This is a genomic window from Bradyrhizobium sp. HKCCYLS3070, from assembly GCF_051167575.1.
Classification (GTDB): Bacteria; Pseudomonadota; Alphaproteobacteria; order Rhizobiales; family Xanthobacteraceae; genus Bradyrhizobium.
The window spans coordinates 91078-115608 of the sequence record NZ_JBNPTI010000012.1 but is presented as its reverse complement, the minus strand read 5'-3'; the positions used below and the strand labels follow the sequence as shown (position 1 = coordinate 115608).

Below are 24531 nucleotides of genomic sequence, written 5' to 3'. Positions count from 1 at the left end.
GCCGGCTCACTGAACGCAATTGTGGCCGGTTCTGGACGAACTGCGATCGTCAACCTGATTGATAGCTGCCCGTTGTGGCCGATCCACGACCGCACAGGGCAGCGATCAGTTGTTTGTAGATATTTCCTTCAGGCAGCCGGGGCTGGCTGCGGCCAGCCCCGGCTTCATCAGATCAGAAGTCCATCGACGGCGCGGCCGCGGCGGCGTCCGCCTTCTTCGGCTTGTCGGCCACCAGCGCCTCGGTGGTGATCAGCAGCGAGGCGACCGAGGCCGCATCCTGCAGCGCGGTACGGACCACCTTGGCGGGGTCGATCACGCCGGCCTGCACCAGATCCTGGTACTCGCCGGTCGCGGCGTTGAAGCCCCAGCCATAGGCATCCTTTTCCAGGAGCTTGCCGACCACCAGCGAGCCGTCCTCGCCGGCGTTCTGCACGATCTGCCGCACCGGCACCTGGATGGCGCGCCGGACGATGTCGACGCCGGCCTTCTGGTCGGCGTTAACAGTCTTGACGCCGTCGAGCACCTTGGTGGCGCGCAGCAGCGCGACGCCGCCGCCGGGCAGGATGCCCTCCTCCACCGCGGCGCGGGTGGCGTGCAGCGCATCGTCGACGCGGTCCTTGCGCTCCTTGACCTCGACCTCGGTGGCGCCGCCGACCCGGATCACCGCGACGCCGCCCGCGAGCTTGGCGAGCCGCTCCTGCAGCTTCTCGCGGTCGTAGTCGGAGGTGGTCTCCTCGATCTGCAGCCTGATCTGCTGGGTGCGCGCCTCGATGTCCTTCCTGGCGCCGGCGCCGTCGACGATCGTGGTGTTCTCCTTGTCGACCACGACCTTCTTGGCGCGGCCGAGCATCGACAAGGTGACGTTCTCCAGCTTGATGCCGAGATCCTCGGAGATGGTCGTGCCGCCGGTGAGGATCGCGATGTCCTCCAGCATGGCCTTGCGGCGATCGCCGAAGCCCGGCGCCTTGACGGCGGCGATCTTCAGGCCGCCGCGCAGCTTGTTGACGACCAGGGTGGCCAGCGCCTCGCCTTCGACATCCTCGGCGACGATCAGCAGCGGCTTGCCGGACTGCACCACGGCTTCGAGCAGCGGCAGCATGGTCTGCAGACCCGACAGTTTCTTCTCGTGGATCAGGATGTAGGGATCCTCGAGCTCGACCCGCATCTTCTCGGAATTGGTGACGAAGTACGGCGAGACGTAGCCGCGGTCGAACTGCATGCCTTCGACCACCTCGAGCTCGGTGTCGAGGCTCTTGGCCTCCTCGACCGTGATCACGCCCTCATTGCCGACCTTCTGCATGGCCTCGGCGAGGAAGCGGCCGATCTCGTTGTCGCCATTGGCCGAGATGGTGCCGACCTGCGCGATCTCGTCATTGCTGGTGATCTTCTTGGCGTGCGACTTGAGATCCTTGACGATCGCGTCGACGGCGAGATCAATGCCGCGCTTCAGATCCATCGGGTTCATGCCGGCGGCGACCGACTTTGCGCCTTCCTTGACGATGGCCTGGGCGAGCACGGTGGCGGTGGTGGTGCCGTCGCCGGCGAGATCGGCGGTCTTCGAGGCCACCTCGCGCACCATCTGCGCGCCCATGTTCTCGAACTTGTCCTCCAGTTCGATCTCCTTGGCGACCGTCACGCCGTCCTTGGTGATGCGCGGCGCGCCGAACGATTTCTCGATCACGACGTTGCGGCCCTTGGGACCGAGCGTGACCTTCACGGCATTGGCGAGGATGTCGACGCCGCGCAGCATGCGATCGCGCGCGTCGGTCGAAAACTTCACGTCCTTGGCAGCCATGTTCGTCGTCTCCTTTCTCTCGATGACTGTCAGTTGAGGGAATCAAGCGGCCTTCTTCGCCGCCACGGGAGCTTCGATGATGCCGAGCAGATCGCTCTCCTTCATGATCAGCAGATCCTTGCCGTCGATCTTGACCTCGGTGCCCGACCATTTCCCGAACAGCACCCGGTCGCCGGGCTTGACGTCGAGCGGCACCAATTGCCCCTGCTCATTCCGCGCGCCAGGACCCGCGGCAACGATCTCGCCCTCCTGCGGCTTCTCCTTGGCGGTGTCGGGAATGATGATGCCGCCCTTGGTCTTCTCCTCGGCATCGATACGGCGCACGAGCACGCGGTCGTGCAATGGACGGAAATGCATGCACATCCTCCTTTACAGATCAGCGATGTCATAAGCCTCGGGTCCCATCAGGCCCCCGAGCGAGCAACGACCTAGGAAAGCCGAACTTTTCGTTCAAGAGGGTCACGTAAATTTTTTGGCACTCTCGGGGAACGATTGCCAGTGCGGCTCTTGAACCGGGCCGGCCGCTTTCCCAGTTCTGTCGTCGCCAAAAAATCCTGATCGCGCTTGTTGGGGATCACGATGCAGCTTCCGCCTTTTCTCCGGGCCGTCCTGGCGCCTGCCATTCTGCTTTGCCTGATGACCGGGCCTGCCTTGGCCCAAATTCCCGATCTCAAGCTCGGCCGGGTGCCGACGCTGGCCCCGCTGGTCAAGGAAGTGACGCCCGCCGTCGTCAACATCTCGGTCGAAGGCAAGGTCCGCCAGGACAATCCGCTCTACCAGGACCCGCTGTTTCGCGAGTTTTTCGACGTCCCCAAGCAGGTCGAGAAGCAGATCAGCGCCACCGGCTCGGGCGTCATCGTCGATGCGCAGCGCGGCTACGTCATGACCGCCAATCACGTCGTCGAGCACGTCACGACAGCGCAGATCCGCACCAAGGATGGCCGCAAATTCGCCGCCCGCCTGGTCGGGCGCGATCCCGCCACTGATATCGCGCTGCTGCAGATCAGGGACCCCATCGACCTCAAGGCCATCGCGCTTGGCGACAGTGATGCGCTCGAGGTCGGCGACTTCGTGATCGCCGTCGGCAACCCGTTCGGTCTTGGCCAGACCGTCACCTCGGGTCTCGTGAGCGCGCTCGGGCGAACCGGCCTCGGCAAGCAGGGCTACGAGGATTTCATCCAGACCGACGCTGCGATCAATCCCGGCAATTCCGGCGGCGCGCTGATCAATCTGCGCGGTGAGTTGGTCGGCATCAACACCGCGATCATCTCGCCCGGCGGCGGCAATGTCGGCATCGGCTTCGCCGTCCCGATCAACATGGCGCGGCGGGTGATGGAGCAGCTCGTCGCCAACGGCCGCGTCGATCGCGGCCGCATCGGCGTGACCCTGCTCGACCTGGATGCGCCGGCCGACGGCCGGATTCAGGGCGCGCGCGTCGCCGACGTCACCGTGGGCTCGCCGGCCGAACGCGCGGGACTGCGCAAGGGCGACATCATCGTGAAGGCGAACGACATGCCGGTGCGCAGCGCCACGCAGGTGCGTAACCTGATCGGCCTCACACCGGTCGGGCAGCGCGTCCGTCTCGTGTTCGAGCGCGACCGCGCGCTCGGCAATGCGACGGTGGAGGTCGCACCGGTCACCGAAGAACGTGCGCGCGCGAGAACCTCGGGCTGAGAATTCAACTTCAGTTCGTTGTTAGCTGCGCATACCACGTGGAGTAAATTTTTACCGCGCATCAAGCATGCAGCGAGACGCCGATACCTCTCTAAACGCCTGTTAAGTGCTATCGCGCTTATTGCAACCCCGCGGAGGTATTGAAATGCGGGGTGATGGTTTGGCGTTCAGTTTGCCACGCTGGCGCGTGACGCGCTGGCTGGCCGACCCGGGATATCCGGTGTCATCAGATATCCGCCGCGCGTTGACGCGTGAGCTCTACGGCTGCTGGTCGGTGTTCGCCGGCGGCGCCATCAACACCGTTGCTGTCGCCGCAGCGCTCGCACTGCGTACGCCGAGCCCGCTCTTCATCACCTGGTTCGTGCTCGAAGTCGCGATCTGCCTGTCGCGGCTGATCGTGATGATGATTGCCTACCGCCGCGCGCGCGAGCGGCTGGCGACGCCGACCGACATCCACATCCTGCTGTCGGTGACCTGGAGCGCCAGCGTCGGCTTCGGCGTCGGCATCAGCCTCGCGTCCGGCGACTGGGTGGCCGCGTCACTGACCTGCATCTCCTCGGCCGCCATGGTGGGCGGCATCTGCTTTCGCAATTTCAGCGCGCCGCGCCTGGTCGGCACGATGATCCTGTTCAGCATCGGCCCCGTCATCCCCGGCGTCGCGACGTCGCATGAGCCGTTGTTGTTCGCGATGTATCTGCAGATGCCGGTCTACTTCCTCGCCATGACCGGCGCGGCGTTCCGGCTCAACAAGATGCTGGTGGCGGTCATGCAGGCCAAGCGCGAGAGCGACGAGCGGGCGCGGCTCGATCCACTCACGGGCCTGTCCAACCGCGCCGGCCTGATCGATGCGCTGCAGAGCAGGCTCGACGCCGGCGGCGATCGCAGCTTCGCCGTCCTGTATCTCGATCTCGATGGCTTCAAGCCGGTCAACGACACCTTCGGTCACGCCGCAGGCGACGAGTTGCTGAAGATCGTCGGCCGGACGCTGCGGCAGACCGCCTCTCGCGGCGACGTCATCGCCCGGATCGGCGGCGACGAGTTCGTGGTGCTCGCCGGCGATCCTGCGCTCGACCACGCGCTGGCGCTCGGCGAGCGCATCATCGAGGTGATGACCTCGCCGATGGCCCTGCCGGGCGGCGCGCATGTCCAGATCGGCATCAGCATCGGCATCGCCGTCGCGCCCGAGCACGGCACCGATCCGGAAGCCCTGCTGTTCGCGGCGGACGCCGCATTGTATGAAGCCAAGTCGAGCGGGAAATCCTGCTGGCGACTGGCTTCGGCCGAAGCCAATCTCGCAGCGCTGCGCAAGATCGCCGGCGGCGATCTTGCGGCGAAGTCGGTCGCCAGCGCGGCATGAGTTCAGCCTCGTGCAAACAATCAGCGCCGTCGCGGTCGTAGCCCGGACGAGCGCCTGCACTACCGTGGCATCTCCGCGAGCGCGGCGAGGATGCGGGCCCAGGAGCGGATGCCCTTGTGGTAGCTCTTGAGGTCGTATTTCTCATTCGGCGAATGGATGTTGTCGTCGTCGAGACCGAAGCCGACCAGCAGTGAATCGAGACCGAGCGTCTTCTTGAAGTCGGTGACGATCGGGATCGAGGCGCCCGAGCCCATCAGGATGGTCTCCTTGCCCCACTCCTCGGTCAACGCCTGCTTGGCAGCCGCCAACGGCTTCATGGTCCAGTCGAGCGCGATCGCAGCGCCCGCCGAATGATCGCCGAACTCGACCGAGCAGTCGCCGGGGATGCGCGCCGACACGTAGTCGCGGAAGGCCTTGCGGATCTTCAGCGGGTCCTGGCCCTCGACGAGACGGAACGAGACCTTCGCATGCGCCAGCGACGGAATCACCGTCTTTGAACCCTCGCCGATATAGCCGCCCCAGATGCCGTTGATGTCGCAGGTCGGCCGCGACGAGATTTGCTCGATCAGCAGACGATCCTTCTCGCCGGCGGGGATCGACAGCCCGATCGGCTTGAGGAAGCTCTCGGGCGTCAGGTTGAGCTTCTTCCACTGCTCCAGGACCTCCGGCGGCACATCCTTCACGCCGTCATAGAAGCCGGGGATGGTGATGCGCCCGTCGGCGTCGAACAGGCCGCCGAGGATCTCGGTCAGCACGCGGATCGGATTGCGCGCGCCGCCGCCGAACACGCCGGAATGCAGATCGCGATTGGCGGCCTTGATCTTCACCTCTTCATAGAGCAGCCCGCGAAGCGAGGTCGTGATCGCCGGGGTGTTCGGGTCCCACATGCCGGTGTCACAGACCAGCGCGAAGTCGGCCTTGAACTCGTCCTTGTTGGCTTCGAGGAACGGCACGAAGTTCTTGGAGCCGACCTCCTCCTCGCCTTCGATCAGCATCGTGATGTCGAGCGGCAGCGCGCCCGTCACCTTCTTCCAGGCGCGGCAGGCCTCGACGAAGGTCATCAGCTGGCCCTTATCGTCCTCGGCGCCGCGCGCGACGATGATCTTGCGGCCGTCGGCATGGTCGGCGACCACGGGCTCGAACGGCGGCCGATGCCACAGCTCGAGCGGATCGACCGGCTGCACGTCGTAATGGCCGTAGAACAGGACATGTGGCTTGGCCGCGCCATGGCCGTTGCTCTTGCCGACCACGGCCGGATGGCCGGCGGTCGGCCGCACTTCGGCGGCGAAACCGAGCGTCGCAAGATCCTTGGCAAGATGGTCGGCTGCTGCCTTGCAATCCCCAGCGAAGGCCGGATCGGCCGAGATCGACTTGATCCGGATCAGCGCAAACAGCCGCTCCAGGCTATTGTCGAAGTCGGCGTCGATGTGGTCGAGAACGGATTGAAGCTGCGCATTGGCCATGGCCACCGGATCCTTCGCATGTAACGGCTATCGGCCCGCTTGTAGCTCCGTTGCGCGGTCCGGGCCAGCCTCATGCAAAGGCAGCAAATGCCGCCTGCCCCCCAATCGGCGCAGATGACATGACAAGGCCATCACGCCGACCGGGAACACGACACCATATCAACGCCGCAGCAGTCCACCTAGCGCGCCACGCACGAGGGAGCGGCCGATCGAACTGCCCAAGGAGCCGCCGACCTGCTTGCCGAGATCGGCCGCGATCCCGCCCACCACCTTGTCGGAGACCGAGCGGGCGACGTTGCGCGCGATCACCTGCGTGGTCGAGAGCTGGCCGCGCTTGACGTTGGTGCCGAAAATCGTCGCGGCGATGTCGCCGATCTTGCCGAGCACGCTGCCGGAGGAGGCTTCCGTCGTCGCGGCGGTTCCGCTGATCCGCTTCTGCAGCAGCTCGTAGGCGGACTCGGCGTCGATCGCGGTGTCGTATTTGCCCTTGACCGGGCTCGCGGCGATGATCGCCTTGCGCTCCTCGGGCGTGACGGGTCCGATGCGCGCCGACGGCGGCCGGATCAGGACGCGCTCCACCATCGCCGGCGTGCCGTTGCCCTCCAGGAACGACACCAGCGCCTCGCCCTTGCCGAGCTCGGTGATCACCTTGGCGGTGTCCAGCTTGGGATTGGGGCGGAAGGTGTCGGCGGCCGCTGCCACCGCCTTCTGATCGCGCGGCGTGAAGGCGCGCAGCGCATGCTGCACGCGATTGCCCAATTGCCCGAGCACCCGGTCCGGAACATCGAGCGGATTCTGCGTGACGAAATAGACGCCGACACCCTTCGACCGGATCAGCCGCACCACCTGCTCGATCTTGTCCATCAGCGCCTTCGGCGCATCGTTGAACAACAGATGCGCCTCGTCGAAGAAGAAGACCAGCTTGGGCTTGGCGAGATCGCCGACCTCCGGCAGCTCCTCGAACAGCTCGGACAGCATCCACAACAGGAACGTCGCGTAGAGTCGCGGGCTCTCCAGCAGCCTGTCGGCAACGAGGATGTTGATCATGCCGCGGCCGTCGCGGTCGGTCTTCATGAAGTCGGTGAGCATCAGCGCCGGCTCGCCGAAGAACTTCGTGCCGCCCTGGTTCTCGAGCACGAGCAACTGCCGCTGGATCGTGCCAACGGTCGCGCGCGTGACGTTGCCGAACGACTGCGCCGCCTTCCGGATCGGCGCCAGCGGATCGGCCTCCGCATCCGCACCCTTCTTGCCGGCCTCCGGAATGATGGCGTCGAGCAGCGCGCGCAGATCCTTCATGTCGATCAGGGCGAGGCCGTTCTCGTCGGCCACGCGGAACGCGACGTTGAGCACGCCTTCCTGGACATCATTGAGGTCGAGCATCCGCGCCAGCAGCAGCGGTCCCATCTCGGTAACGGTGGCGCGCACCGGATGGCCCTGCTCCCCGAACACATCCCAAAATACCGTCGAGAACTGATCGGGCTGATAGGTGAGGCCGAGCTCGGTGGCGCGCTTGAGGATGAAGTCCTTCGCTTCGCCGGTCTGCGAGATGCCCGAGAGATCACCCTTGATGTCGGAGGCGAAGACCGGAACACCGGCACGGGCAAAACCCTCGGCCATCACCTGTAGCGAGACTGTCTTGCCGGTGCCGGTCGCGCCGGTGACCAGTCCATGGCGATTGGCAAGCGCAAGCGTCAACCAGGCCGGCTGCTCTCCGGCACCCACGAAGATCTTGTCGTCGGTATCAGCCACGGGTTTTCCGGATGGTGCCATGATGATCCATCTTTCGAGAGAGAATGTTTCGCATCACACGTGGTGCGGAGCATCGCGCGCGATAACATAGTTGAGTTTCGCGAATTGGAACCAGCGTCAGGGTGCCTCACCTCTTCGCACGGCACGCACTCTTCTTAGCATTGGTGCTGCGCGATGCGCACGTTTGATCCGTGGATTCAACATCCGGTCTTGCATCGCTGCAACAGTTCATCGTCGATCGCGAATCGATTCGCGCACCGAGCCGGCTCCTCGCTTGTAATTCACGGATCGTCCGATCAAGATGAATTCAGCGAGAGGACATCCGGTCGTGGGGGACCGGATGAGACGGGGTTCACATGAACGAGTTGATTGAGCCGCTGGCCAGAACGGCCGGCATCAGTAAAGTCGTGGCTGAAATCATCGGCATCGGGCCTGACTTCCTCAGCGGCAATGGACGGCAATGGCAGGCGCCGCAGCCGTCAGCCGGTGAACTTTTTGCGTTCGGCCGCGACCAAATCGAAGCCGATCAGTTGGCACGATCGCGACAGGCACACCCGGCCTGAGCCCGGTTGCCCCAAGCCCGACCGCCCGGGCCATATCACCTGAAGCACCTTCGCGCGCGCCGAGTATCATGACATATCCGATCACCGAACTCGAAGGCATGACGACCTTCTATGCCGCCAAGCTGAAAGCTTTGGGCATCCGGACCACCGACACATTTCTCGAAGCCGCCCGGACCGTGAAAGGGCGTAAGGCGCTCGCCGCCAAGACCGGCATCAGCGAGCAGCAACTGCTCGATTGGGCAAACGCCGCCGATTACATGCGCATTCCCGGCATGGGCAAGGCCAAGGTCTGCCTCGTCCGCGCAGCCGGGGTGACCACCGTGCGCGAGCTGGCGCACCGCAATCCCGCCCGGCTGGCGCAGAACATCAAGGAGGTGAACACCCGGCGGAAACTGGTTCGCATCCTGCCATCGGAGAAGTCGGTCGGCCAGCTCATCGAAAGGGCACGCCGGCTGGAGCCGAAGATCAGCTATTGACCAGCCTCTAGATTGACCGCGCTTGTGCAGTGCGACACCTTGACTTGAGGGTGGCAACCGCGCAAAGCGGCGCCCATGAGCGCCATTTCGCTGCACTCCGCCCCGGACCTCGCGTCGAGCCACCCGCTGCTGCGGAGCTGGCTTTCGCGTCCATTCCCGGCGGTGATGGGCATTCTCAACGTCACACCGGATTCGTTCTCGGACGGCGGCCGTTTCGATGCACCGGAACGCGCCATTGCGCAGGCCGAGCGCTTGATCGCCGCCGGCGCCGACATCATCGACATCGGTGCCGAGTCCACCCGGCCCTACAAGGGCGCGGTGCCGGTCACGGCCGAGGAGGAACTGGCGCGCCTGCAGCCGATCCTGCCCGCGGTCGTCGCACTCGGCGTGCCCGTGTCGATCGACAGCATGAAATCTCAAGTTGCAGGCTACGCGCTGGACCATGGTGCTGCGATCGCCAATGATGTGTGGGGTCTGCAGCGCGATCCCGCGATGGCCGATGTCGTCGCCGCGCATGGCGCGCCGATCGTGGTGATGCACAACCGTGCTGCCGTCGATCCGGAGATCGACATCGTCGCCGACATGATCGGCTTCTTCACGCGCTCGCTCGACATCGCGGCCAAGGCCGGCATTCCCCGTGGGAACATCGTGCTCGATCCAGGCATCGGCTTCGGCAAGACGGCGGAGCAGAGCATGATTGCGCTGGCCCGGCTCGATGCATTCGCATGCTTCGGGCTGCCGCTGCTGGTCGGCGCGTCGCGAAAACGTTTCATCAGCACCGTGGTGGCGTCGGAGCCGCAGGAGCGGCTCGGCGGCTCGATCGCGGCGCATCTGATTGCGGCTCGGCGCGGTGCTGCAATCATCCGGGCGCATGACGTCGCCGAAACGGTTCAGGCCGTACGCGTGGCCGCGGCAATCGAGGCACTGCGATGACCGATACGATCTTCATCAAGGGCGTTCTCATCCACGCGCGTCATGGCGTGATGGAGCATGAGAGCGAGGTCGGCCAGCGCTTCGTGATCGACCTCGAGCTCTACACCGACCTTTCGGACTCCTCGCGCAGCGACCGCCTCGCCGACACCGTGTCCTATTCCGACGTGGTGGAGACGGCGACGGCGGCGTTCAAGGACTCCAACTACCGCCTGCTCGAACGCGCGGCCGGCGCGGTGGCCGATGCGATCCTGTCGACCTTCGCCCGCATTCGCGCCGTCAAGGTCACGGTGCACAAGCCGCATGCGCCGATCGCCGCCATCTTCGAGGATGTCGGCGTGGTGCTGACGCGCTCGCGGCATCCATGACGGCGATGGCGAGCGCGCTGGTTGCTCTCGGCGGCAATGTCGGCGACGTCAGGGCGACGTTCCGGCGCGCCATTCCGGAGATCTGTGCGCGCGCGTCGGCGGCGCTTATCGCGCGCTCGTCCGACTACATCACGCCGCCATGGGGCGAGGAGCAGCAGCCGCCCTTCATCAATGCCTGCATCGAGATCGCGACCGCGATGCCTCCACGGCCGCTGCTCGGCGTTCTGCAGGCGGTCGAGCGCATGTTCGGCCGCAATCGCGCGCAGGAGACGCGGTGGGGTCCGCGGACGCTCGACCTCGATCTGATCGCCTATGACGATTTCGCGATCGACACCCCCGATCTCACGCTGCCGCACCCTCGCCTGTTCGAACGCGGCTTCGTGCTGGTACCCCTGGCCGAGATCGTGCCGGCGCGACAGATTGCCGGCCGCCGCGTCGATGAGGCCATGCTCGCCGTTTCGCGCGACGGAATCCGGCCGTTGCCGTCAGCCGAATAGCTGACATCTCCGGCCAAACAACCGTTTGGCTTGGCCGTCCTGACGTGGCATTTTGCGCCACAACAATCGCGATAACAGACGCCCGGGAGACGCGATCCGCATGACGACCGAGACCGACAATCTGCGACTGGCCGCCGATTTTGCGCCGGCCGGCGAGGCGGACTGGCGCAAGCTGGTCGATGGCGTGCTGAAGGGCGCGGCCTTCGAGAAGCTGGTCGGCAAGACCTATGACGGGATCGAGATCCAGCCGATCTATCCGCGCGCCAAGCATGCCGCGCCGGTCGCCGGCCGCGCGCCATCGGCGCCTTGGCAGATCATGCAGCGCGTCGATCATCCCGATCCGACCAAGGCCAATGCGCAGGCGCTGATCGACCTCGAGAATGGCGCGACCGGCTTGTCGCTGGTGTTTGCCGGGTCGAATGCCGCGCACGGCTTCGGCCTCGCCGCCAGCCCCGACGCAGTGGCGCGCGCGCTCGATGGCGTGCATCTCGATGCTGCGATTGCAATCGAATTGCACCTCGGCGACTCGCTCTCGCCCGCCTCGCTTCTCGCCGACACCGTCAAGCAGCGCGGCATCAAGGCCGCGGCCTGCGACATCCGGTTCGGCCTCGATCCGATCGGGCATGCGGCCGCTCGCGGCGCAAGCTCGCATGACGCATCGACGCTCGGCGGCAACTCGGGCGCGCTGGTCAAGCAACTGCACGAGGCCGGCTTCAAGGGCCCGTTCTTCGCCGCGGACGGCCGGGTCGTGCACGACGCCGGCGGATCGGAGGCGCAGGAGCTCGCTTTCGTGCTCGCCTCCGCCGTCGCCTATCTGCGGGCGCTCGAAGCCGAAGGCATCGCGCTCGAGACCGCGCGCGGCATGATCTATGGCCGGCTCGCCGCCGACACCGATCAGTTTCTCACGCTGGCGAAATTCCGCAGCCTGCGGCGGCTGTGGGCGCGCATCGAGGAGGCCTGCGGCCTGGCGCCAAAGCCGCTTTTCATCTCGGGCGAGACGGCTTGGCGCATGCTCACCCGGCGCGATCCTTACGTGAACATGCTGCGCGCCACCATCGCGACGTTCGCGGCCGGATTGGGCGGCGCCAATGCCGTGACGGTGCTGCCGCACACGGCCGCACTCGGCCTGCCCGACGCGTTCGCGCGCCGTGTCGCCCGCAACACGCAATTGGTGCTGCTGGAGGAAAGCAATCTCGCCCGCGTCGCCGATCCCGCCGCCGGTGCCGGCGGCATCGAGGCGCTGACCAGCGAGTTGTGCAGCGCCGCCTGGGCACTGTTCCAGGAGATCGAGAAGGCCGGCGGCGTCGTTGCGGCGTTGCAGGCGGGCCTCATCCAGACCAAGGTCGCCGCCGTGAAGCAGGCGCGCGATGCGAACATCGCCAAGCGGCGCGACGTGCTGACCGGCGCCAGTGAGTTTCCGAATCTCAACGAGGCCGAAGTCGCCGTGGAAGCGGTCGCCCCTCTGGCCGCGCCGCTGGCGGCCAAGGCTGCGCTCAGCTTCGCACCGCTCACGCCGATCCGCCTCGCTGAAGGATTTGAGCGGCTGCGTGACCGCTCCGACAGCCTGCTGAAGAGCCAGGGACAGCGCCCCTCGGTCTTCCTCGCCAATCTCGGCACCGCCGCCGACTTCACCGCCCGCGCGACCTTCGTCCGCAGCTTCTTCGAGGCCGGCGGCATCGCCGCGATCGACGGCCAGGGCGGCGCGGATCCGGCCGCGCTCGCAGATGCATACCGCGCCTCCGGCGCCGCGATCGCCTGCCTCTGCTCGTCGGACAAGGTCTATGCCGAGGCCGCGGTTCCGGCGGCCAAGGCCCTTCAGGCCGCGGGCGCACGACATATCTATCTGGCAGGCCGGGGCGGCGAGCGGGAAGCTGCGTTGCGTGAAGCAGGCATCGGCAGCTTCGTGTTCGCCGGCGGCGACGCGCTGAAGACGCTCGAGGACGCCTATACGCATCTGGAGTGAGCATGACCGACGACACCAAGCCTCTCCTGACCGGCGGCTGCCAATGCGGTGCCGTCCGCTTCGCGTTCAAGACCACGCCGAACAAGGTCAGCATCTGTCATTGCCGGATGTGCCAGAAAGCCTCCGGCGCGCCGTTCGCCTCGTTCGCTGAGATCGACCGCGAGCACTTCGCCTGGACGCGCGGTCAGCCCGCCGCGTTCCGTTCATCCACGATCGCCGAGCGCTTCTTCTGTCCCGCCTGCGGCACGCCGCTCGGCTTCGGGCGTATTGATGGGCCGCGGATCGAGATCATGACCGGCAGCTTCGACCGGCCGGACCGGGTGGTGCCGACGCGACAATATGGCTCGGAGTCGCGACTTGGCTGGGTGGTCGCGATCGCCAATCTGCCGAGCCAGACGACACAACAGAACTATGGACCGGAGAAGATGGCGTCCATCGTCAGTCATCAGCATCCGGATCATGACTGAGCGCGCGACATGCGAGCGTCCGAGGACCACCTCATGATCAACTGGCTGGCCGCGCTCATCGAAACTGCGGTCCACGGCCTCTGGACGCGCAGCATGACAACGGATCCACGCAATGATCCGGTCTACAAGAAGAACATCCAAGAGCTGATCGAGAGAAACCGCAGGTTTGAGGACGCCAGGGAATGACCCGGATTCCGAATTTCGCCGACATCGCGTTCGCGCCGATCGCAGCCCCCGCGCCCGCAGGCGCTGCCGAGCCGTGGCTGACGCCGGAAGGCATCCCGGTGAAATCAGCCTACGGCGAGGCCGATCTCGCCGGCATCGACTTCCTCGACACCTGGCCCGGCATCGCGCCCTATCTGCGCGGCCCCTACCCGACCATGTATGTCAACCAGCCATGGACCGTCCGGCAATATGCCGGCTTCTCCACGGCCGAGGATTCCAACGCCTTCTACCGGCGCAACCTCGCCGCCGGCCAGAAGGGCCTCTCGGTCGCCTTCGATCTCGCCACCCATCGCGGCTATGATTCCGATCATCCGCGCGTCGGCGGCGACGTCGGCATGGCCGGCGTCGCAATCGACTCGATCTACGACATGCGCACCCTGTTCGCCGGCATTCCGCTCGACCAGATGAGCGTGTCGATGACCATGAACGGCGCCGTGCTGCCGATCCTGGCGCTGTTCGTCGTCGCCGCCGAAGAGCAGGGCGTGCCGCCGGAGAAGCTGTCGGGCACCATTCAGAACGACATTCTGAAAGAGTTCATGGTGCGCAACACCTACATCTATCCGCCCTCGCCCTCGATGCGGATCATCTCCGACATTTTCGCCTTCACCTCGCAGAAGATGCCGAAGTTCAATTCCATTTCCATCTCCGGCTATCACATGCAGGAAGCCGGCGCGACGCAGGATCTCGAGCTCGCCTATACGCTCGCCGACGGCGTCGAATATCTGCGCGCCGGCATCGCCGCCGGACTCGACGTCGACCGCTTCGCGCCGCGGCTGTCGTTCTTCTGGGCGATCGGCATGAACTTCTTCATGGAGGTCGCCAAGCTCCGCGCGGCGCGCCTGCTGTGGGCGAAGCTCTTGAAGCCCTTCAATCCGAAAGACCCGCGCTCGCTGTCCTTGCGCACACACAGCCAGACCTCGGGCTGGTCGCTGACCGCGCAGGACGTCTACAACAACGTCGTGCGCACCGCGGTCGAGGCGATGGCGGCGACGCAAGGCCATACGCAGTCGCTGCACACCAACGCGCTCGACGAGGCGCTGGCGCTGCCGACCGACTTCTCCGCCCGCATTGCCCGCAACACCCAACTGTTCCTGCAGCAGGAGAGCGGCACCACCCGGATCATCGATCCCTGGGGCGGCTCGTATTATGTCGAGCGCCTCACCCGTGACCTCGCCGCCAAGGCCTGGGGCCACATCCAGGAGATCGAGGAGCTCGGCGGCATGGCCAAGGCGATCGAGGCCGGCGTGCCGAAGCTGCGCATCGAGGAGGCCTCGGCCAAGACCCAGGCCCGCATCGACACCGGCCGGCAGTCGGTGATCGGCGTCAACAAGTACAAGCCGACCGACGAGCCGCCGCTCGACGTGCTCAAGGTCGACAATTCCACCGTGCGCCGGCTGCAGATCGACAAGCTGTCGCGGCTCAAATCCGAGCGAAGGCAGGCCGAGGTCGATGCGGCGCTGGCGGCGCTCACGCGCTCGGCCGGCGACGGCAACGGCAACCTGCTGGCGCTCGCGATCGACGCGGCGCGCGCCAAGGCCACCGTCGGCGAGATTTCCGACGCGCTGGAGAAGGTGTTCGGCCGCCATCGCGCCGAGATCAAGTCCATCACCGGCGTCTACAAGCGGGAGATCGCCGCCATGTCCGGCAAAGCCGAGAAGCTGCAGGCGCTGATCGAGGCGTTCGAGGAGGCTGAGGGCCGCCGGCCACGCATCCTGGTCGCCAAGATCGGCCAGGACGGCCACGACCGCGGCCAGAAGGTGATCGCGTCGGCCTTCGCCGACATCGGTTTCGACGTCGACATCGGACCTTTGTTCGCCACCGCCGACGAGGCGGCGCGGCAGGCGGTGGAGAACGACGTGCACATTCTCGGCGTCTCATCGCTGGCGGCCGCGCATCTCACCGCGGTGCCGGAGCTGAAGGCCGCGCTCAAGAAGCAGGGCCGCGAGGACATCATGATCATCGTCGGCGGCGTCGTGCCGCCGCAGGATTATGATGCGCTGTACAAGGCCGGCGCCGAGGCGATCTTCCCGCCGGGCACCGTCATCGCCGACGCCGCCGAGGAGCTGATCCAAAAGCTCAATGCGCGGCTGGGGCACAGCGAGGCGGCGGAGTAGTCCGACTGCGTCACACCCCACCGTCATTCCGGGGCAAGGCCAAAGGCCTTGAACCCGGAATCTCGACATTGTCTTGCGTCCATTCCCGAGAGCGTCGAGCTATTGACGCGCTGTAATCCATCGCCGCGCGTTCGATCTGGGCACGATCGAACCTTTGCGGTACGTGCGCGCACAGACAACCAAACCCGGATCACAAGCCTCATGTATTCTACCAAACTGCTTGTCGCCGCCCTGTTCGGCCTGCTCACCCTCTCGCCGGCGATCGCCGCCGAAGCCAAGCCCGATGCGTCGATCAAGACCAAGGCCGCCGAGGCCAGCGTCACGCTGAGTGCCGACATCAAGGCCGATCCGGCGCTCGCCGCGAATTGCCTCGCCGAAGGCCGCAAGTGGATGGACAAGCAGGCCGCGGACGCCGCCAAGGACTACAAGGCGGACAAGGAACTGTTCCGCGACGGCCCTTACACCTATGGCCGCGACTATTCGGTGCGTTCGATGGTCGCCGATCGCTATGTCAGCGTGCTGCGCAACGACTACATGGACACGCATGGCGCCCATCCCAACCGGACGGTCGACACCATCCTCTGGGACAAGGCCGCCGCCAAGCGCATCTCGATCCGCCCGTTCTTCAACGAGACCGCCGACAACGGTCCGACCATGACCGCGATCAGCAAGGCGATCATCGCCTCGCTGCGAGCAGAGAAGAAGGCGCGCGACGCCGGCGACACTGACGAGTGGTGGTTGAAGAGCGTCGAGCCGAAGCTGCTCGGCATTGGCGCCGTCACGCTCGCGCCCTCGACGCTGGCCGGCAAGAGCTCGGGCCTCACCTTCCACTATCCGCCCTACGCCGTTGGCGCCTACGCGGAAGGCGACTATGTCGCCTTCGTGCCCTGGGAAACGCTGAAGCCCTATCTCAGCGCGGAGGGGCAGGCGATCTTCGGCGGCGCGAGGCCGAAGGGGGATGCGGAGGAGAACTAGCTGGCCGGGCCGCTCGCATCCGCTATAACGGGCGCATGTCCTCTCGTTCTCCTTCGCCAAATACCACGGCCTTGGCCGACGATATCAGCGCCGGCAGCCGCGCGGCGCTGGCGCGCGCGATCACGCTGGTCGAGAGCCGCCGCGCCGACCATCAGGCCGCCGCGCGCGAACTGGTGCAGGCGCTGCTGCCACGGACGGGGCACGCGATCCGCGTCGGCATCACCGGCTCGCCCGGCGTCGGCAAGTCCACCACGATCGATGCTCTCGGCATGTTCCTGATCGGACAGGGCCACAAGGTCGCGGTGCTCGCGGTCGACCCCTCGTCGGCGCGCACGGGCGGTTCGATCCTCGGCGACAAGACGCGGATGGCGCGATTGTCCCATCACGAGCACGCCTTCATCCGCCCCTCGCCCTCGTCGGGCACGCTCGGCGGCGTCGCCGCCAAGACGCGCGAGGCGATGCTGCTGTGCGAGGCCGCAGGCTTCGACGTGATCCTGGTCGAGACGGTCGGCATCGGCCAGTCCGAAACCGCGGTCTGCGACATGACCGATTTCTTCCTCGCGCTGATGCTGCCCGGCGGCGGCGACGAGCTGCAGGGCATCAAGAAGGGCCTGGTCGAGCTCGCCGACATGATCGCGATCAACAAGGCCGATGGCGACAACGTCAAGCGCGCCAACATCACCGCCGCCGACTATCGCGGCGCGCTGCATCTGCTCAGCCCCCGCTCCGAGCACTGGCATCCGCCGGTCGTGACCTATTCGGCGATATCAGGCACGGGCATCGCCGAGCTGTGGCAGAAGGTCCTGGATCATCGCAAGGCGATGATCGCCTCTGGGGAGTTCGCCGCGCGGCGGCGCGACCAGCAGGTGAAATGGATGTGGACCATGCTGGAGCAGCGCCTGATGGCGCGGCTGCGCACCGATCCATCCATCCGCGCGAAGGTGAAGAAGCTGGAGAGCGACGTCGCCGAGGGCCGCGTCGCGCCGGCGCTCGCCGCCGAGCAGCTCGCGGAGATGCTGACATGAGCGAGCGGCCGCGCGTCCTGATCACCGGATTCGGCCCGTTTCCCGGCGCGCCGTCCAATCCGACCATGCCGCTGGTGAAGCGGTTGTCAGAGCTGCGGCGGCCAGCGCTGGATGACGTCGCCATCAGCAGCCACATTTTTCACGTGACCTATGCGACCGTGGATCGCGAGCTGCCCGCGCTGATCGCCGAGCGGCGCCCGCATGCGCTCATGATGTTCGGCCTCGCCGGGCGAACGTCCTATCTGCGGATCGAGACGCGCGCCCGCAACACGATCACCACGACCTTCCCGGATGCCGACCGCCACGTCGCGCGCAAGGGCGTGATCGTCCCCGGTGCACATCCGATGCCGTTCGGCCCGCACATGGCGCGGCTGCTGCGCGCGGCGCGCGCCACCGGCATCGATGCCCGGGCCTCGCGCGATGCCGGCAGCTATCTCTGCAACTATCTGAGCTGGCGCGCGATCGAGGCGACCAAGGCCGCCGAAGGGCCGCGGCTCGCCGCCTTCATCCACATTCCTCCCTTGCCGCGTGCCGGCACGGCGTTGCCGCACGGCAGTTCGCGCATCACGCTGGAGGGGCTCGTCGATGCCGGCGAAGCGATGCTGACGGAGCTGGTCAAGCTCGTGCGACAGGCGTCCTGTCGCACGAGCTGACGCCGATGGTGGTATGACCGCTGACGGTCAGCGCGGGATATCAGATGCTCCAGCGGCGCCGACCGCCAAATCCCCCACCGATCAAGCGCAGCAGGAGCAACAGGACCACGGCGCCGATGAAGGCGTTGATGATCGCGGCGACCAGTCCGACACCCAGATGAATGCCGAGCTGCGGCAACAGCCAGTTGCCGATGAAGGCACCGAGGAGGCCGACGATCAGGTCGCCGATCAGGCCGAAGCCGCCGCCTTCCATGACGCGGCCTGCGAGCCAGCCCGCGACAATGCCCACGAACAGAATAACCAGTAGACTCTCATTTGACAGATGCATGACCCTCTCCTCGCCGATCCATTGCGGGAACAATGTCCGCGAGTCCCATTGGTTCCCTCGGGAGAGGCTCACCGGTTCGACGGGCAACCCACGCCGGCGGGCGATCTGACGTGAAGATTTAACCCTACCGCCAACAATCCCGGGCGCAGGCGCTCATCCTCGGCATCAGCATTGAGACTTTCAGCTTAAGTCGTGGCCGCACATCATCTTTTGCGCGAGACGCTGACCATGGATGTCAATCGCCGCCGCATTCTGGCTGGATCGGCTGCCGGCGCCGCCGGGGCATTGGCCCTGCCGGCGGATGCCGCGCAGGCCGCCCCCCTGATCTCCACACTCGGCCGCGACGCCACGCAATATGGCGTCAAGCCCAACAGTCCCGACGACCAGACCCGCGCGCTGCAGCGTGCGATCGACGAGGCCACCCGCGCCCAGGTGCCGCTGGCGCTGCCGCCGGGCACCTACAGGACCTCGATGCTGCGGCTTGCCAGGGGCAGCCAGATGGTCGGCGTCCGGGGTGCCACCAAGCTCGTGTTCACCGGTGGCGGCCCGTCGATGCTGTCAGCAGAAGGCGCTGACGGCCTCGGCATCAGCGGCGTCGCGCTCGACGGCGGCGGCATTGCCCTGCCCCAGCGGCGCGGCCTGCTTCACGTTGCAGCCGGCAACGATGTCAGGATCCATGATTGCGAGATCACCCGCTCCGGCGGCAGCGGCATCTGGCTCGAGCAGGTTTCCGGCGACCTCAGCGGCAACGTCCTCACCGACATCGCGGTCACCGCGATCGTGTCGTTCGATGCCCTCGGGCTGATCGTGTCGCGCAATACCATCAAGGGGACGCGCGACAACGGCATCGAGATCCTGCGCACCGCGATCGGCGACGACGGCACGATGGTGCTCGACAACAGCATCACGGACATCAAGGCCGGCCCCGGCGGCTCGGGCCAGTACGGCAACGCCATCAACGCCTTTCGCGCCGGCAACGTGATCGTGCGCGGCAACCGCATCAGGAACTGCGACTACTCGGCGGTGCGCGGCAACTCGGCCTCGAACATCCAGATCGTCGGCAACAGCGTCAGCGACGTGCGCGAGGTCGCGCTCTACTCTGAGTTCGCATTCGAGGGCGCCGTCATCTCAGGCAATACGGTGGATGGTGCCGCCTTCGGCGTCTCCGTCTGCAACTTCAACGAAGGCGGCCGCATCGCGGTGGTCCAGGGCAACATCATCCGCAATCTGATCCCGAAGCGGCCGATCGGCACAGCACCCGAGGACGATGCCGGCATCGGCATCTATGTCGAGGCGGACTCCGCGGTGACCGGGAACGTGGTCGAGAATGCCCCGTCCTACGGCATCGTCGCCGGCTGGGGTCGATATCTCAGGGATGTGGTGATCTCCGGCAACGTCATTCGCAATGCGCTCGCGGGCGTCGGCGTGTCCGTCGTTCCGGGCGCGAGCACGGCGCTCGTCAGCAACAACATGATCTCCGGCACCCCGCGCGGCGCGGTGATCGGACTCGATCACATCAAGCCGGTGACATCGGACCTGACGCAGGACGGTGCGCAGCGATTTGCCCATCTGACTGTCAACGGCAACGCCGTCAGCCGGTAACAGACTAATAAGCGACCGCCAGCGCTGGATAGCGGCGCTCGATGGCATCGAGATCGACCACCGGCTCGTCATACTCGGCGTCGGATTGAATGCCGATGCTCAAGGCCTGCTCCAGGGCGAACATGTCGATGCGGGACGGCGCGACGGTCGGCTCCGGCGCGATGTCGTCTTCGGCCACATAGTCGGGTTCGATGACGTCGTCCGGTTCCAGATCATCCGCGGCCAGCTCGATCTCGGGCTCGACGATGATCTTGGACTCCGCAAGGATGGTTTCGAGCGAAGGCGGCAGCGCAATGGGGCGCCGCTCGATGGGATGATTCTCATGGAGACGGAGTTTGATCGGCTCAGGCTCGGCGGGGCGCGCGGGCGCCGGTAGCGCAGCCACAACGGCAGCCGGCCTCTGGCTGGGCACGATGCTCACCTGCTCGGGCTCGGCGCGGGATAGCGCCTGCCAGGTCTGCACCGCGGCCTTGGCCTGGCGGATATCGTCCAGGAGAGACTGCTCGGTGTAGTAGCGGCGCCAGCGGCCGCTCTGGAACAGCTCGGTGAGATGGTCCAGGCGCCTTTCGGCAAGCGCGCACCAGCGTGCAGCCAGTTCGCGGCTGCAAGCCACGTCCGGTCGATGTGTCATGGGGGAGCCCGTGAGATAAGGGGACGGACGCACTCGGCACGAATCAACGCAACGTGACGTGAATATTTTGTGGAAAAGGTTAACAAAGTCTAGCTAATGCCATGTTGTTTGGCGGCCAAACCGTAGTCGTGCGGAAATTCTGTCCGTGTTTTTTCGGGCTTTGGCCAGGCGCGGAGCGCTAACGCGACCAACGGCATCCCTAGACAACCCAAGGATGTTCGACTCGGGGTGCGCGAGACACTGCCGGATATCGACGTCGCCGGGCTTCGACCTCGCCTAAAATGAAAGACCCGTCCGGGGGGACAACCGGACGGGTCGAGCCATATGGGCGCTTGGGGTGGATGGGCGCTCGCGCCGTATATAGCCTTGGGGAGGGGATCACCGCTCCCACATGCTTTCTGTCGTGATCGCCCCGCTGCACGTTCAAGGCGAGCGGGAGATTTTCGGAACGTTCACGAAAACGTTGGCGTCATTGCTGCGCGGGCCGAAGCGCGTCGCCGGCTGGAGATGCCGCGGTCACCGCGGCCGGCGCCGGGCGCAACTCGCGGGCCGCCGCGGGCTCCGTTTGCAGCCCCGCGGAAGGCACAGCAGCAGCGGGCGCATCCTGCGGCGAGGCCACGGCCTGGACCGCCGCCAACGCATCCGCCTGCCCTGCCCCGAACAGATCGTCGCGTCCGGGGGTCCCGAGATCGCGCGCGGTCCCGGTCAGCACGGTCCGCACCGTTTCCGGCTTCAGCGCCGGATTGCGCTCCAGCACCAGCGCCGCAAGCCCGCTGACATAGGCCGCGGAAAACGAGGTGCCCGAGATGATCTGATATTTTCCGTCCGGCGCCGGCAGGAAGATCTCGGCGCCGGGCGCGGCCAGCGCGATGTAATTGCCGCGGTTCGACGCCGGCAGCAACTGGTCCCTGTCATCGGTCGCACTGACGGCGATGACGTTCGGATTGCCCGCAGGATACAGCGGCGGCGACTTGGCCCCGGCATTGCCGGCCGCGGCGACCATCACGACGCCCTTGGAAGCGACGGCCGCGATCGCGCGCTCGATCACCGAATCCTTCGGGCCGGCGAAGCTCATGTTGACGATCTGCGCGCCGTGCAGGGCCGCGTAGTCCAGCGCCTTCAGGATCACATAGGAGCTGCTCTCCGGCCCGCCGCCTTTCTTGGCCATGCCGAAGGCGCGGATGGCGATGATGCGTGCATAGGGCGCGCTGCCCATCAACCGCTTGTGCGACACGATCACGCCGGCGATGCCCGTGCCGTGCACATGCGGCCCCTCGTCGCCGCCGAGTGCGTCGAACGCGTCGAACGACGCGTCGGCGAATTCCGGGTGCTTGAGATCGATCCCGGAATCGATCACCGCGATGGTGACATTGAAGCCCTGGGCCAGCCTGTGCGCTTCGGGCAGCCGCAGCTTCGCCAGCGCGTATTGCGCCGGATCGCCCTCGACGGGCGGCGCGCTCTGCTGCTGCAGCGTGTAGCGGTAGTTCGGCTGCACCGAACGCACCCTGGCATCCGCCGCGAGCGCACGGCTGACCGCCTGCACCGAGCGGCGATCGGTGATCCGGAACAGACCGATTGTGGCGCCGATCAGCGGAAAGCGCTGCGAGCTGATGCGCTGCAGGCCATGGCGGCGCGCCAGCGCGTCGGCCTGGTCCGTCGAGAGACCGTCATCGATTTCGGCGACGATCTCGTTGGCGATGGTCCGCGGGTCGACCGCGGCCGCAGCTTTCGGCTCGCCCCGCTGCGTCACCTTGGCGGACCTGCCCTTGTCCAATCTTCCTTGGGACCGCCGGCCCTGCCCGTCCACCGTCACCGGCCGACGGTCGAGACATTCACCCGAGGCGCTGCGATCCGCCGGGTCGCAGGAGGTCTGCAGGTTCGGTGCAAATCGCGCATTGGGCAAGGTCGGGCGCACGGTCATCGCCGTCGGCGGCGGCGCACGCATCGCGGTGCCCGGGTTGATGCTCGGCACCCGGCTCGGGATGTTGATGTTGGGCGAACGCATCATCGCCTGGGCATGGGCACTGAGGTCGCCACCTGCGAAAGCAGGCATTGCGACGACAATCAGCATCGCGACCGATCTGGCGAACTGTAGCGGCGAAGTAGACGACATGGAGCCTCCGAATGACGTTCGGACGGCGCGGGCCTATTGCGCGGCCACCGCGAGGCTGACGATCTTCTCGCGCGCCAGACGGCCGATCAGGCTGTCGGCCTCGGCCTTCGACAACGGCCGGTCGCCGAGTTGCAGCTTGAACAGGCCGCCCTTGGCGCCCTCGACGATCGAGGCCTGGTAGCTGTCGAGCAGCGCCGAGATGTCGGCCATGCGCGCATCCGGCGCGAACCGCACCAGCGCATAGGCGGGCGCGGTCGATCCGGCGACCTGCGGTCCAAGGCCGCGGATCAGCGGTGCGGCCGGGGCCGGTGCTTCGGCCATCCGCGAACGCGTCATGCTCTCGGGCGCCCGCTCCGCCGGGGCCGGCGCAGCGGCGCTCGGCGGCGGCGGCGCGGCCATCGGCCTGCTCGCGGGCTCGGGCGCCGCGGTCTTGTCCTGGACCGAGGCGGTCTGATAGGTCGCAGTCTGCGAGCGCATCAGCACGGCGCCGATCACGCCGGCCTGCGCCAGCACCAGCAGCGCGCCGAGGCTGACGGTCCACGCCAGGGTCCGCGGCGACAGGCTGTCGAAGAAATCCATCAGCCGCGCGCTGAAGCCGCGCGGCGCGGCAGGCTTCTGCACCGGATCCGCCTCGATCGCCGCGAACAGCTTCTGCATCGCACGCATCGACGGCGCGCCGAGGCTTTCGTTCAGCGCGATGGTCTCGGCATACTCCTTCTGGATCTCCGCATACTGCCTGGCGAGATCGGCATCGTTGGCAAGAGCCTCCTCGACCCGGCGCATGTCGCGCGCGCTCAGCGTGCCGGCGGCGTACCACGGCAGCAGGAGTTCGATCTCTCCGGGCTCTTGCTCCAGCATCTTGCTCAAAGCCATCATGGCCAGCCTCTCTCAATGCCGGCCGCTTTCAGGAGTTCGGCCAATTTCTTGCGCGCATAGAACAGGCGCGTCTTGACGGTGTTTTCCGGAATTCCGACGATCTCGGCCACCTCCTCCACGGACTTCTCGTGGTAGTAGACGAGATCGACGATCTCCCGGTGATCAGGCGAAAGCGCCGTCAGGCACTTGCGCAATGCTTCGCCGGTATTCTTCTTCTGGACCGCGACCTCCGGATCGTCGGAGGTATCCTCGATCGCGTTCGCGGCCTCGTCTTCCAGCTCAACGTCCTTCCGGCGCCGAAGGGCCGACAGGGCCTTGAACCGCGTGATCGCCAGGAGCCAGGTGGAGACGGCAGAACGGCCTTCGAACTTGCCGGCCTGACGCCACACGTCGAGAAAGACCTCGCTGATGAGGTCTTCCGCGACCTGCTCGTCCCGCACGAGCCGGAGCCCGAAACGGTACACCCTGACATGGTGCCGTCCGTACAGCACCTGCATGGCGAGCCGGTCGCCTTGAGCGATCCGGGCAATCAGGGTTTCATCTGACGCCGCTGCTGTCACGCTCAATGGCCGTCTCGCAAGATTGGTCTGGAGGATTGACGTCGCGGTTCGAACACAACCGCAAAAATCTTCAAAATACCGGAAAGATACGTCCCGAAATGTGAGTTGGCGCACAGACTTGCAGATT

24 protein-coding genes are annotated in these 24531 nt (G+C 66.2%); 15 read left to right on the top strand and 9 right to left on the bottom strand.

The features are described from left to right. Nucleotides 1–172: 172 nt before the first annotated feature. Entirely contained in the window at nucleotides 173–1795 is a 1623-nt protein-coding gene (gene groL / locus ACQR03_RS27770; protein ID WP_315716107.1) for a chaperonin GroEL, read from the bottom strand. A gap of 42 nt (nucleotides 1796–1837) precedes the next feature. Continuing rightward, nucleotides 1838–2152 (bottom strand): co-chaperone GroES, encoded by a 315-nt coding sequence (groES, locus tag ACQR03_RS27765; protein WP_315828253.1) that lies wholly within the window; start codon nucleotides 2150–2152, stop codon nucleotides 1838–1840. A 222-nt stretch (nucleotides 2153–2374) separates the two neighbouring features. On the opposite strand from groES, the gene ACQR03_RS27760 reads away from it, so the two are divergent. Together ACQR03_RS27760 and ACQR03_RS27755 are read left to right on the top strand one after the other, a co-directional pair. After that, nucleotides 2375–3469, top strand: a complete 1095-nt coding sequence (locus tag ACQR03_RS27760; RefSeq protein ID WP_315753079.1) for a trypsin-like peptidase domain-containing protein — start codon at nucleotides 2375–2377, stop codon at nucleotides 3467–3469. 145 nt (nucleotides 3470–3614) lie between these two features. Then, nucleotides 3615–4826, top strand: a complete 1212-nt coding sequence (locus ACQR03_RS27755; protein WP_434842019.1) for a diguanylate cyclase domain-containing protein — start codon at nucleotides 3615–3617, stop codon at nucleotides 4824–4826. A 59-nt stretch (nucleotides 4827–4885) separates the two neighbouring features. On the opposite strand, the gene ACQR03_RS27750 is transcribed toward ACQR03_RS27755, so the two are convergent. Next, a complete protein-coding gene (locus ACQR03_RS27750) occupies nucleotides 4886–6289 on the bottom strand; it encodes a M20/M25/M40 family metallo-hydrolase (RefSeq protein ID WP_316187280.1) in 1404 nt (467 codons plus the stop codon). 159 nt (nucleotides 6290–6448) lie between these two features. Then, nucleotides 6449–8059, bottom strand: coding sequence for a helicase HerA-like domain-containing protein (locus ACQR03_RS27745; RefSeq protein WP_315828251.1), 1611 nt, complete (start codon nucleotides 8057–8059; stop codon nucleotides 6449–6451). Between the two features lie 335 nt (nucleotides 8060–8394). Between ACQR03_RS27745 and ACQR03_RS27740 the strand changes: the two genes are divergently transcribed. From ACQR03_RS27740 to ACQR03_RS27685, 12 genes are all read left to right on the top strand, one after another. Further along, the gene (locus ACQR03_RS27740; protein WP_316167043.1) at nucleotides 8395–8601 is read left to right on the top strand and encodes a hypothetical protein; all 207 of its coding nucleotides are present in this window, start codon (nucleotides 8395–8397) and stop codon (nucleotides 8599–8601) included. A gap of 68 nt (nucleotides 8602–8669) precedes the next feature. Continuing rightward, the gene (locus tag ACQR03_RS27735) at nucleotides 8670–9077 is read left to right on the top strand and encodes a DUF4332 domain-containing protein (RefSeq protein ID WP_315716100.1); all 408 of its coding nucleotides are present in this window, start codon (nucleotides 8670–8672) and stop codon (nucleotides 9075–9077) included. A 75-nt stretch (nucleotides 9078–9152) separates the two neighbouring features. After that, the gene (folP, locus tag ACQR03_RS27730) at nucleotides 9153–10010 is read left to right on the top strand and encodes a dihydropteroate synthase (protein WP_315716099.1); all 858 of its coding nucleotides are present in this window, start codon (nucleotides 9153–9155) and stop codon (nucleotides 10008–10010) included. Then, nucleotides 10007–10375, top strand: a complete 369-nt coding sequence (gene folB / locus ACQR03_RS27725; RefSeq protein WP_315716098.1) for a dihydroneopterin aldolase — start codon at nucleotides 10007–10009, stop codon at nucleotides 10373–10375. Before folP ends, folB begins: the two co-directional genes overlap by 4 nt. Nucleotides 10376–10380: 5 nt before the next feature. Then, nucleotides 10381–10872 carry a 2-amino-4-hydroxy-6-hydroxymethyldihydropteridine diphosphokinase gene (folK, locus tag ACQR03_RS27720; protein WP_316171190.1) on the top strand — a complete coding sequence of 164 codons (492 nt, stop codon included), beginning with the start codon at nucleotides 10381–10383 and terminating at the stop codon, nucleotides 10870–10872. A 100-nt stretch (nucleotides 10873–10972) separates the two neighbouring features. Further along, on the top strand, nucleotides 10973–12835 hold the full coding sequence (locus ACQR03_RS27715) for a methylmalonyl-CoA mutase family protein (protein WP_434842018.1): 1863 nt from the start codon (nucleotides 10973–10975) through the stop codon (nucleotides 12833–12835). A gap of 2 nt (nucleotides 12836–12837) precedes the next feature. Then, nucleotides 12838–13302, top strand: a complete 465-nt coding sequence (locus ACQR03_RS27710; protein WP_315753087.1) for a GFA family protein — start codon at nucleotides 12838–12840, stop codon at nucleotides 13300–13302. 33 nt (nucleotides 13303–13335) lie between these two features. Further along, nucleotides 13336–13488: a hypothetical protein gene (locus tag ACQR03_RS27705; protein ID WP_315753088.1), complete on the top strand. Its 153-nt coding sequence runs from the start codon at nucleotides 13336–13338 to the stop codon at nucleotides 13486–13488. Then, nucleotides 13485–15641, top strand: coding sequence for a methylmalonyl-CoA mutase (scpA, locus tag ACQR03_RS27700; protein ID WP_315753089.1), 2157 nt, complete (start codon nucleotides 13485–13487; stop codon nucleotides 15639–15641). The genes ACQR03_RS27705 and scpA overlap by 4 nt, the downstream gene beginning before the upstream one ends. 201 nt (nucleotides 15642–15842) lie before the next feature. Further along, nucleotides 15843–16616: an RsiV family protein gene (locus tag ACQR03_RS27695; RefSeq protein WP_315828247.1), complete on the top strand. Its 774-nt coding sequence runs from the start codon at nucleotides 15843–15845 to the stop codon at nucleotides 16614–16616. A gap of 35 nt (nucleotides 16617–16651) precedes the next feature. Then, complete coding sequence (gene meaB / locus ACQR03_RS27690; protein ID WP_316193833.1) at nucleotides 16652–17641, top strand: methylmalonyl Co-A mutase-associated GTPase MeaB; 990 nt, start codon at nucleotides 16652–16654, stop codon at nucleotides 17639–17641. Then, nucleotides 17638–18294: a pyroglutamyl-peptidase I gene (locus ACQR03_RS27685; RefSeq protein WP_315828246.1), complete on the top strand. Its 657-nt coding sequence runs from the start codon at nucleotides 17638–17640 to the stop codon at nucleotides 18292–18294. The genes meaB and ACQR03_RS27685 overlap by 4 nt, the downstream gene beginning before the upstream one ends. A 40-nt stretch (nucleotides 18295–18334) precedes the next feature. Here ACQR03_RS27685 and ACQR03_RS27680 read toward each other — a convergent pair whose 3' ends face one another. Beyond that, on the bottom strand, nucleotides 18335–18622 hold the full coding sequence (locus ACQR03_RS27680; protein WP_315716090.1) for a GlsB/YeaQ/YmgE family stress response membrane protein: 288 nt from the start codon (nucleotides 18620–18622) through the stop codon (nucleotides 18335–18337). Nucleotides 18623–18850: 228 nt separating this feature from the next. Here ACQR03_RS27680 and ACQR03_RS27675 point away from each other — a divergent pair, with 228 nt between their 5' ends. Continuing rightward, nucleotides 18851–20224, top strand: a complete 1374-nt coding sequence (locus ACQR03_RS27675) for a TIGR03808 family TAT-translocated repetitive protein (protein WP_434842017.1) — start codon at nucleotides 18851–18853, stop codon at nucleotides 20222–20224. Between the two features lie 4 nt (nucleotides 20225–20228). On the opposite strand, the gene ACQR03_RS27670 is transcribed toward ACQR03_RS27675, so the two are convergent. The 4 genes from ACQR03_RS27670 to ACQR03_RS27655 all read right to left on the bottom strand — a co-directional run bounded on the left by ACQR03_RS27670 (nucleotide 20229) and on the right by ACQR03_RS27655 (nucleotide 24410). Next, nucleotides 20229–20855, bottom strand: coding sequence for a TIGR03809 family protein (locus ACQR03_RS27670; protein WP_434842016.1), 627 nt, complete (start codon nucleotides 20853–20855; stop codon nucleotides 20229–20231). A 469-nt stretch (nucleotides 20856–21324) separates the two neighbouring features. Then, a complete protein-coding gene (locus ACQR03_RS27665) occupies nucleotides 21325–22968 on the bottom strand; it encodes a S8 family serine peptidase (protein ID WP_409998673.1) in 1644 nt (547 codons plus the stop codon). Nucleotides 22969–23001: 33 nt separating this feature from the next. Then, complete coding sequence (locus tag ACQR03_RS27660) at nucleotides 23002–23844, bottom strand: hypothetical protein (protein WP_315716086.1); 843 nt, start codon at nucleotides 23842–23844, stop codon at nucleotides 23002–23004. Next, nucleotides 23841–24410, bottom strand: coding sequence for a sigma-70 family RNA polymerase sigma factor (locus tag ACQR03_RS27655; RefSeq protein ID WP_008961196.1), 570 nt, complete (start codon nucleotides 24408–24410; stop codon nucleotides 23841–23843). Before ACQR03_RS27655 ends, ACQR03_RS27660 begins: the two co-directional genes overlap by 4 nt. Nucleotides 24411–24531 lie beyond the last annotated feature (121 nt).

What these genes read in the sequence shown, in the direction of transcription:
- groL (WP_315716107.1), bottom strand. Translation starts at nt 1,795, where the DNA reads ATGGCTGCCAAGGACGTGAAGTTTTCGACCGACGCGCGCGATCGCATG.
- groES (WP_315828253.1), bottom strand. Translation starts at nt 2,152, where the DNA reads ATGCATTTCCGTCCATTGCACGACCGCGTGCTCGTGCGCCGTATCGAT.
- ACQR03_RS27760 (WP_315753079.1), top strand. Translation starts at nt 2,375, where the DNA reads ATGCAGCTTCCGCCTTTTCTCCGGGCCGTCCTGGCGCCTGCCATTCTG.
- ACQR03_RS27755 (WP_434842019.1), top strand. Translation starts at nt 3,615, where the DNA reads ATGCGGGGTGATGGTTTGGCGTTCAGTTTGCCACGCTGGCGCGTGACG.
- ACQR03_RS27750 (WP_316187280.1), bottom strand. Translation starts at nt 6,289, where the DNA reads ATGGCCAATGCGCAGCTTCAATCCGTTCTCGACCACATCGACGCCGAC.
- ACQR03_RS27745 (WP_315828251.1), bottom strand. Translation starts at nt 8,059, where the DNA reads ATGGCACCATCCGGAAAACCCGTGGCTGATACCGACGACAAGATCTTC.
- ACQR03_RS27740 (WP_316167043.1), top strand. Translation starts at nt 8,395, where the DNA reads ATGAACGAGTTGATTGAGCCGCTGGCCAGAACGGCCGGCATCAGTAAA.
- ACQR03_RS27735 (WP_315716100.1), top strand. Translation starts at nt 8,670, where the DNA reads ATGACATATCCGATCACCGAACTCGAAGGCATGACGACCTTCTATGCC.
- folP (WP_315716099.1), top strand. Translation starts at nt 9,153, where the DNA reads ATGAGCGCCATTTCGCTGCACTCCGCCCCGGACCTCGCGTCGAGCCAC.
- folB (WP_315716098.1), top strand. Translation starts at nt 10,007, where the DNA reads ATGACCGATACGATCTTCATCAAGGGCGTTCTCATCCACGCGCGTCAT.
- folK (WP_316171190.1), top strand. Translation starts at nt 10,381, where the DNA reads ATGGCGAGCGCGCTGGTTGCTCTCGGCGGCAATGTCGGCGACGTCAGG.
- ACQR03_RS27715 (WP_434842018.1), top strand. Translation starts at nt 10,973, where the DNA reads ATGACGACCGAGACCGACAATCTGCGACTGGCCGCCGATTTTGCGCCG.
- ACQR03_RS27710 (WP_315753087.1), top strand. Translation starts at nt 12,838, where the DNA reads ATGACCGACGACACCAAGCCTCTCCTGACCGGCGGCTGCCAATGCGGT.
- ACQR03_RS27705 (WP_315753088.1), top strand. Translation starts at nt 13,336, where the DNA reads ATGATCAACTGGCTGGCCGCGCTCATCGAAACTGCGGTCCACGGCCTC.
- scpA (WP_315753089.1), top strand. Translation starts at nt 13,485, where the DNA reads ATGACCCGGATTCCGAATTTCGCCGACATCGCGTTCGCGCCGATCGCA.
- ACQR03_RS27695 (WP_315828247.1), top strand. Translation starts at nt 15,843, where the DNA reads ATGTATTCTACCAAACTGCTTGTCGCCGCCCTGTTCGGCCTGCTCACC.
- meaB (WP_316193833.1), top strand. Translation starts at nt 16,652, where the DNA reads ATGTCCTCTCGTTCTCCTTCGCCAAATACCACGGCCTTGGCCGACGAT.
- ACQR03_RS27685 (WP_315828246.1), top strand. Translation starts at nt 17,638, where the DNA reads ATGAGCGAGCGGCCGCGCGTCCTGATCACCGGATTCGGCCCGTTTCCC.
- ACQR03_RS27680 (WP_315716090.1), bottom strand. Translation starts at nt 18,622, where the DNA reads ATGCATCTGTCAAATGAGAGTCTACTGGTTATTCTGTTCGTGGGCATT.
- ACQR03_RS27675 (WP_434842017.1), top strand. Translation starts at nt 18,851, where the DNA reads ATGGATGTCAATCGCCGCCGCATTCTGGCTGGATCGGCTGCCGGCGCC.
- ACQR03_RS27670 (WP_434842016.1), bottom strand. Translation starts at nt 20,855, where the DNA reads ATGACACATCGACCGGACGTGGCTTGCAGCCGCGAACTGGCTGCACGC.
- ACQR03_RS27665 (WP_409998673.1), bottom strand. Translation starts at nt 22,968, where the DNA reads ATGTCGTCTACTTCGCCGCTACAGTTCGCCAGATCGGTCGCGATGCTG.
- ACQR03_RS27660 (WP_315716086.1), bottom strand. Translation starts at nt 23,844, where the DNA reads ATGATGGCTTTGAGCAAGATGCTGGAGCAAGAGCCCGGAGAGATCGAA.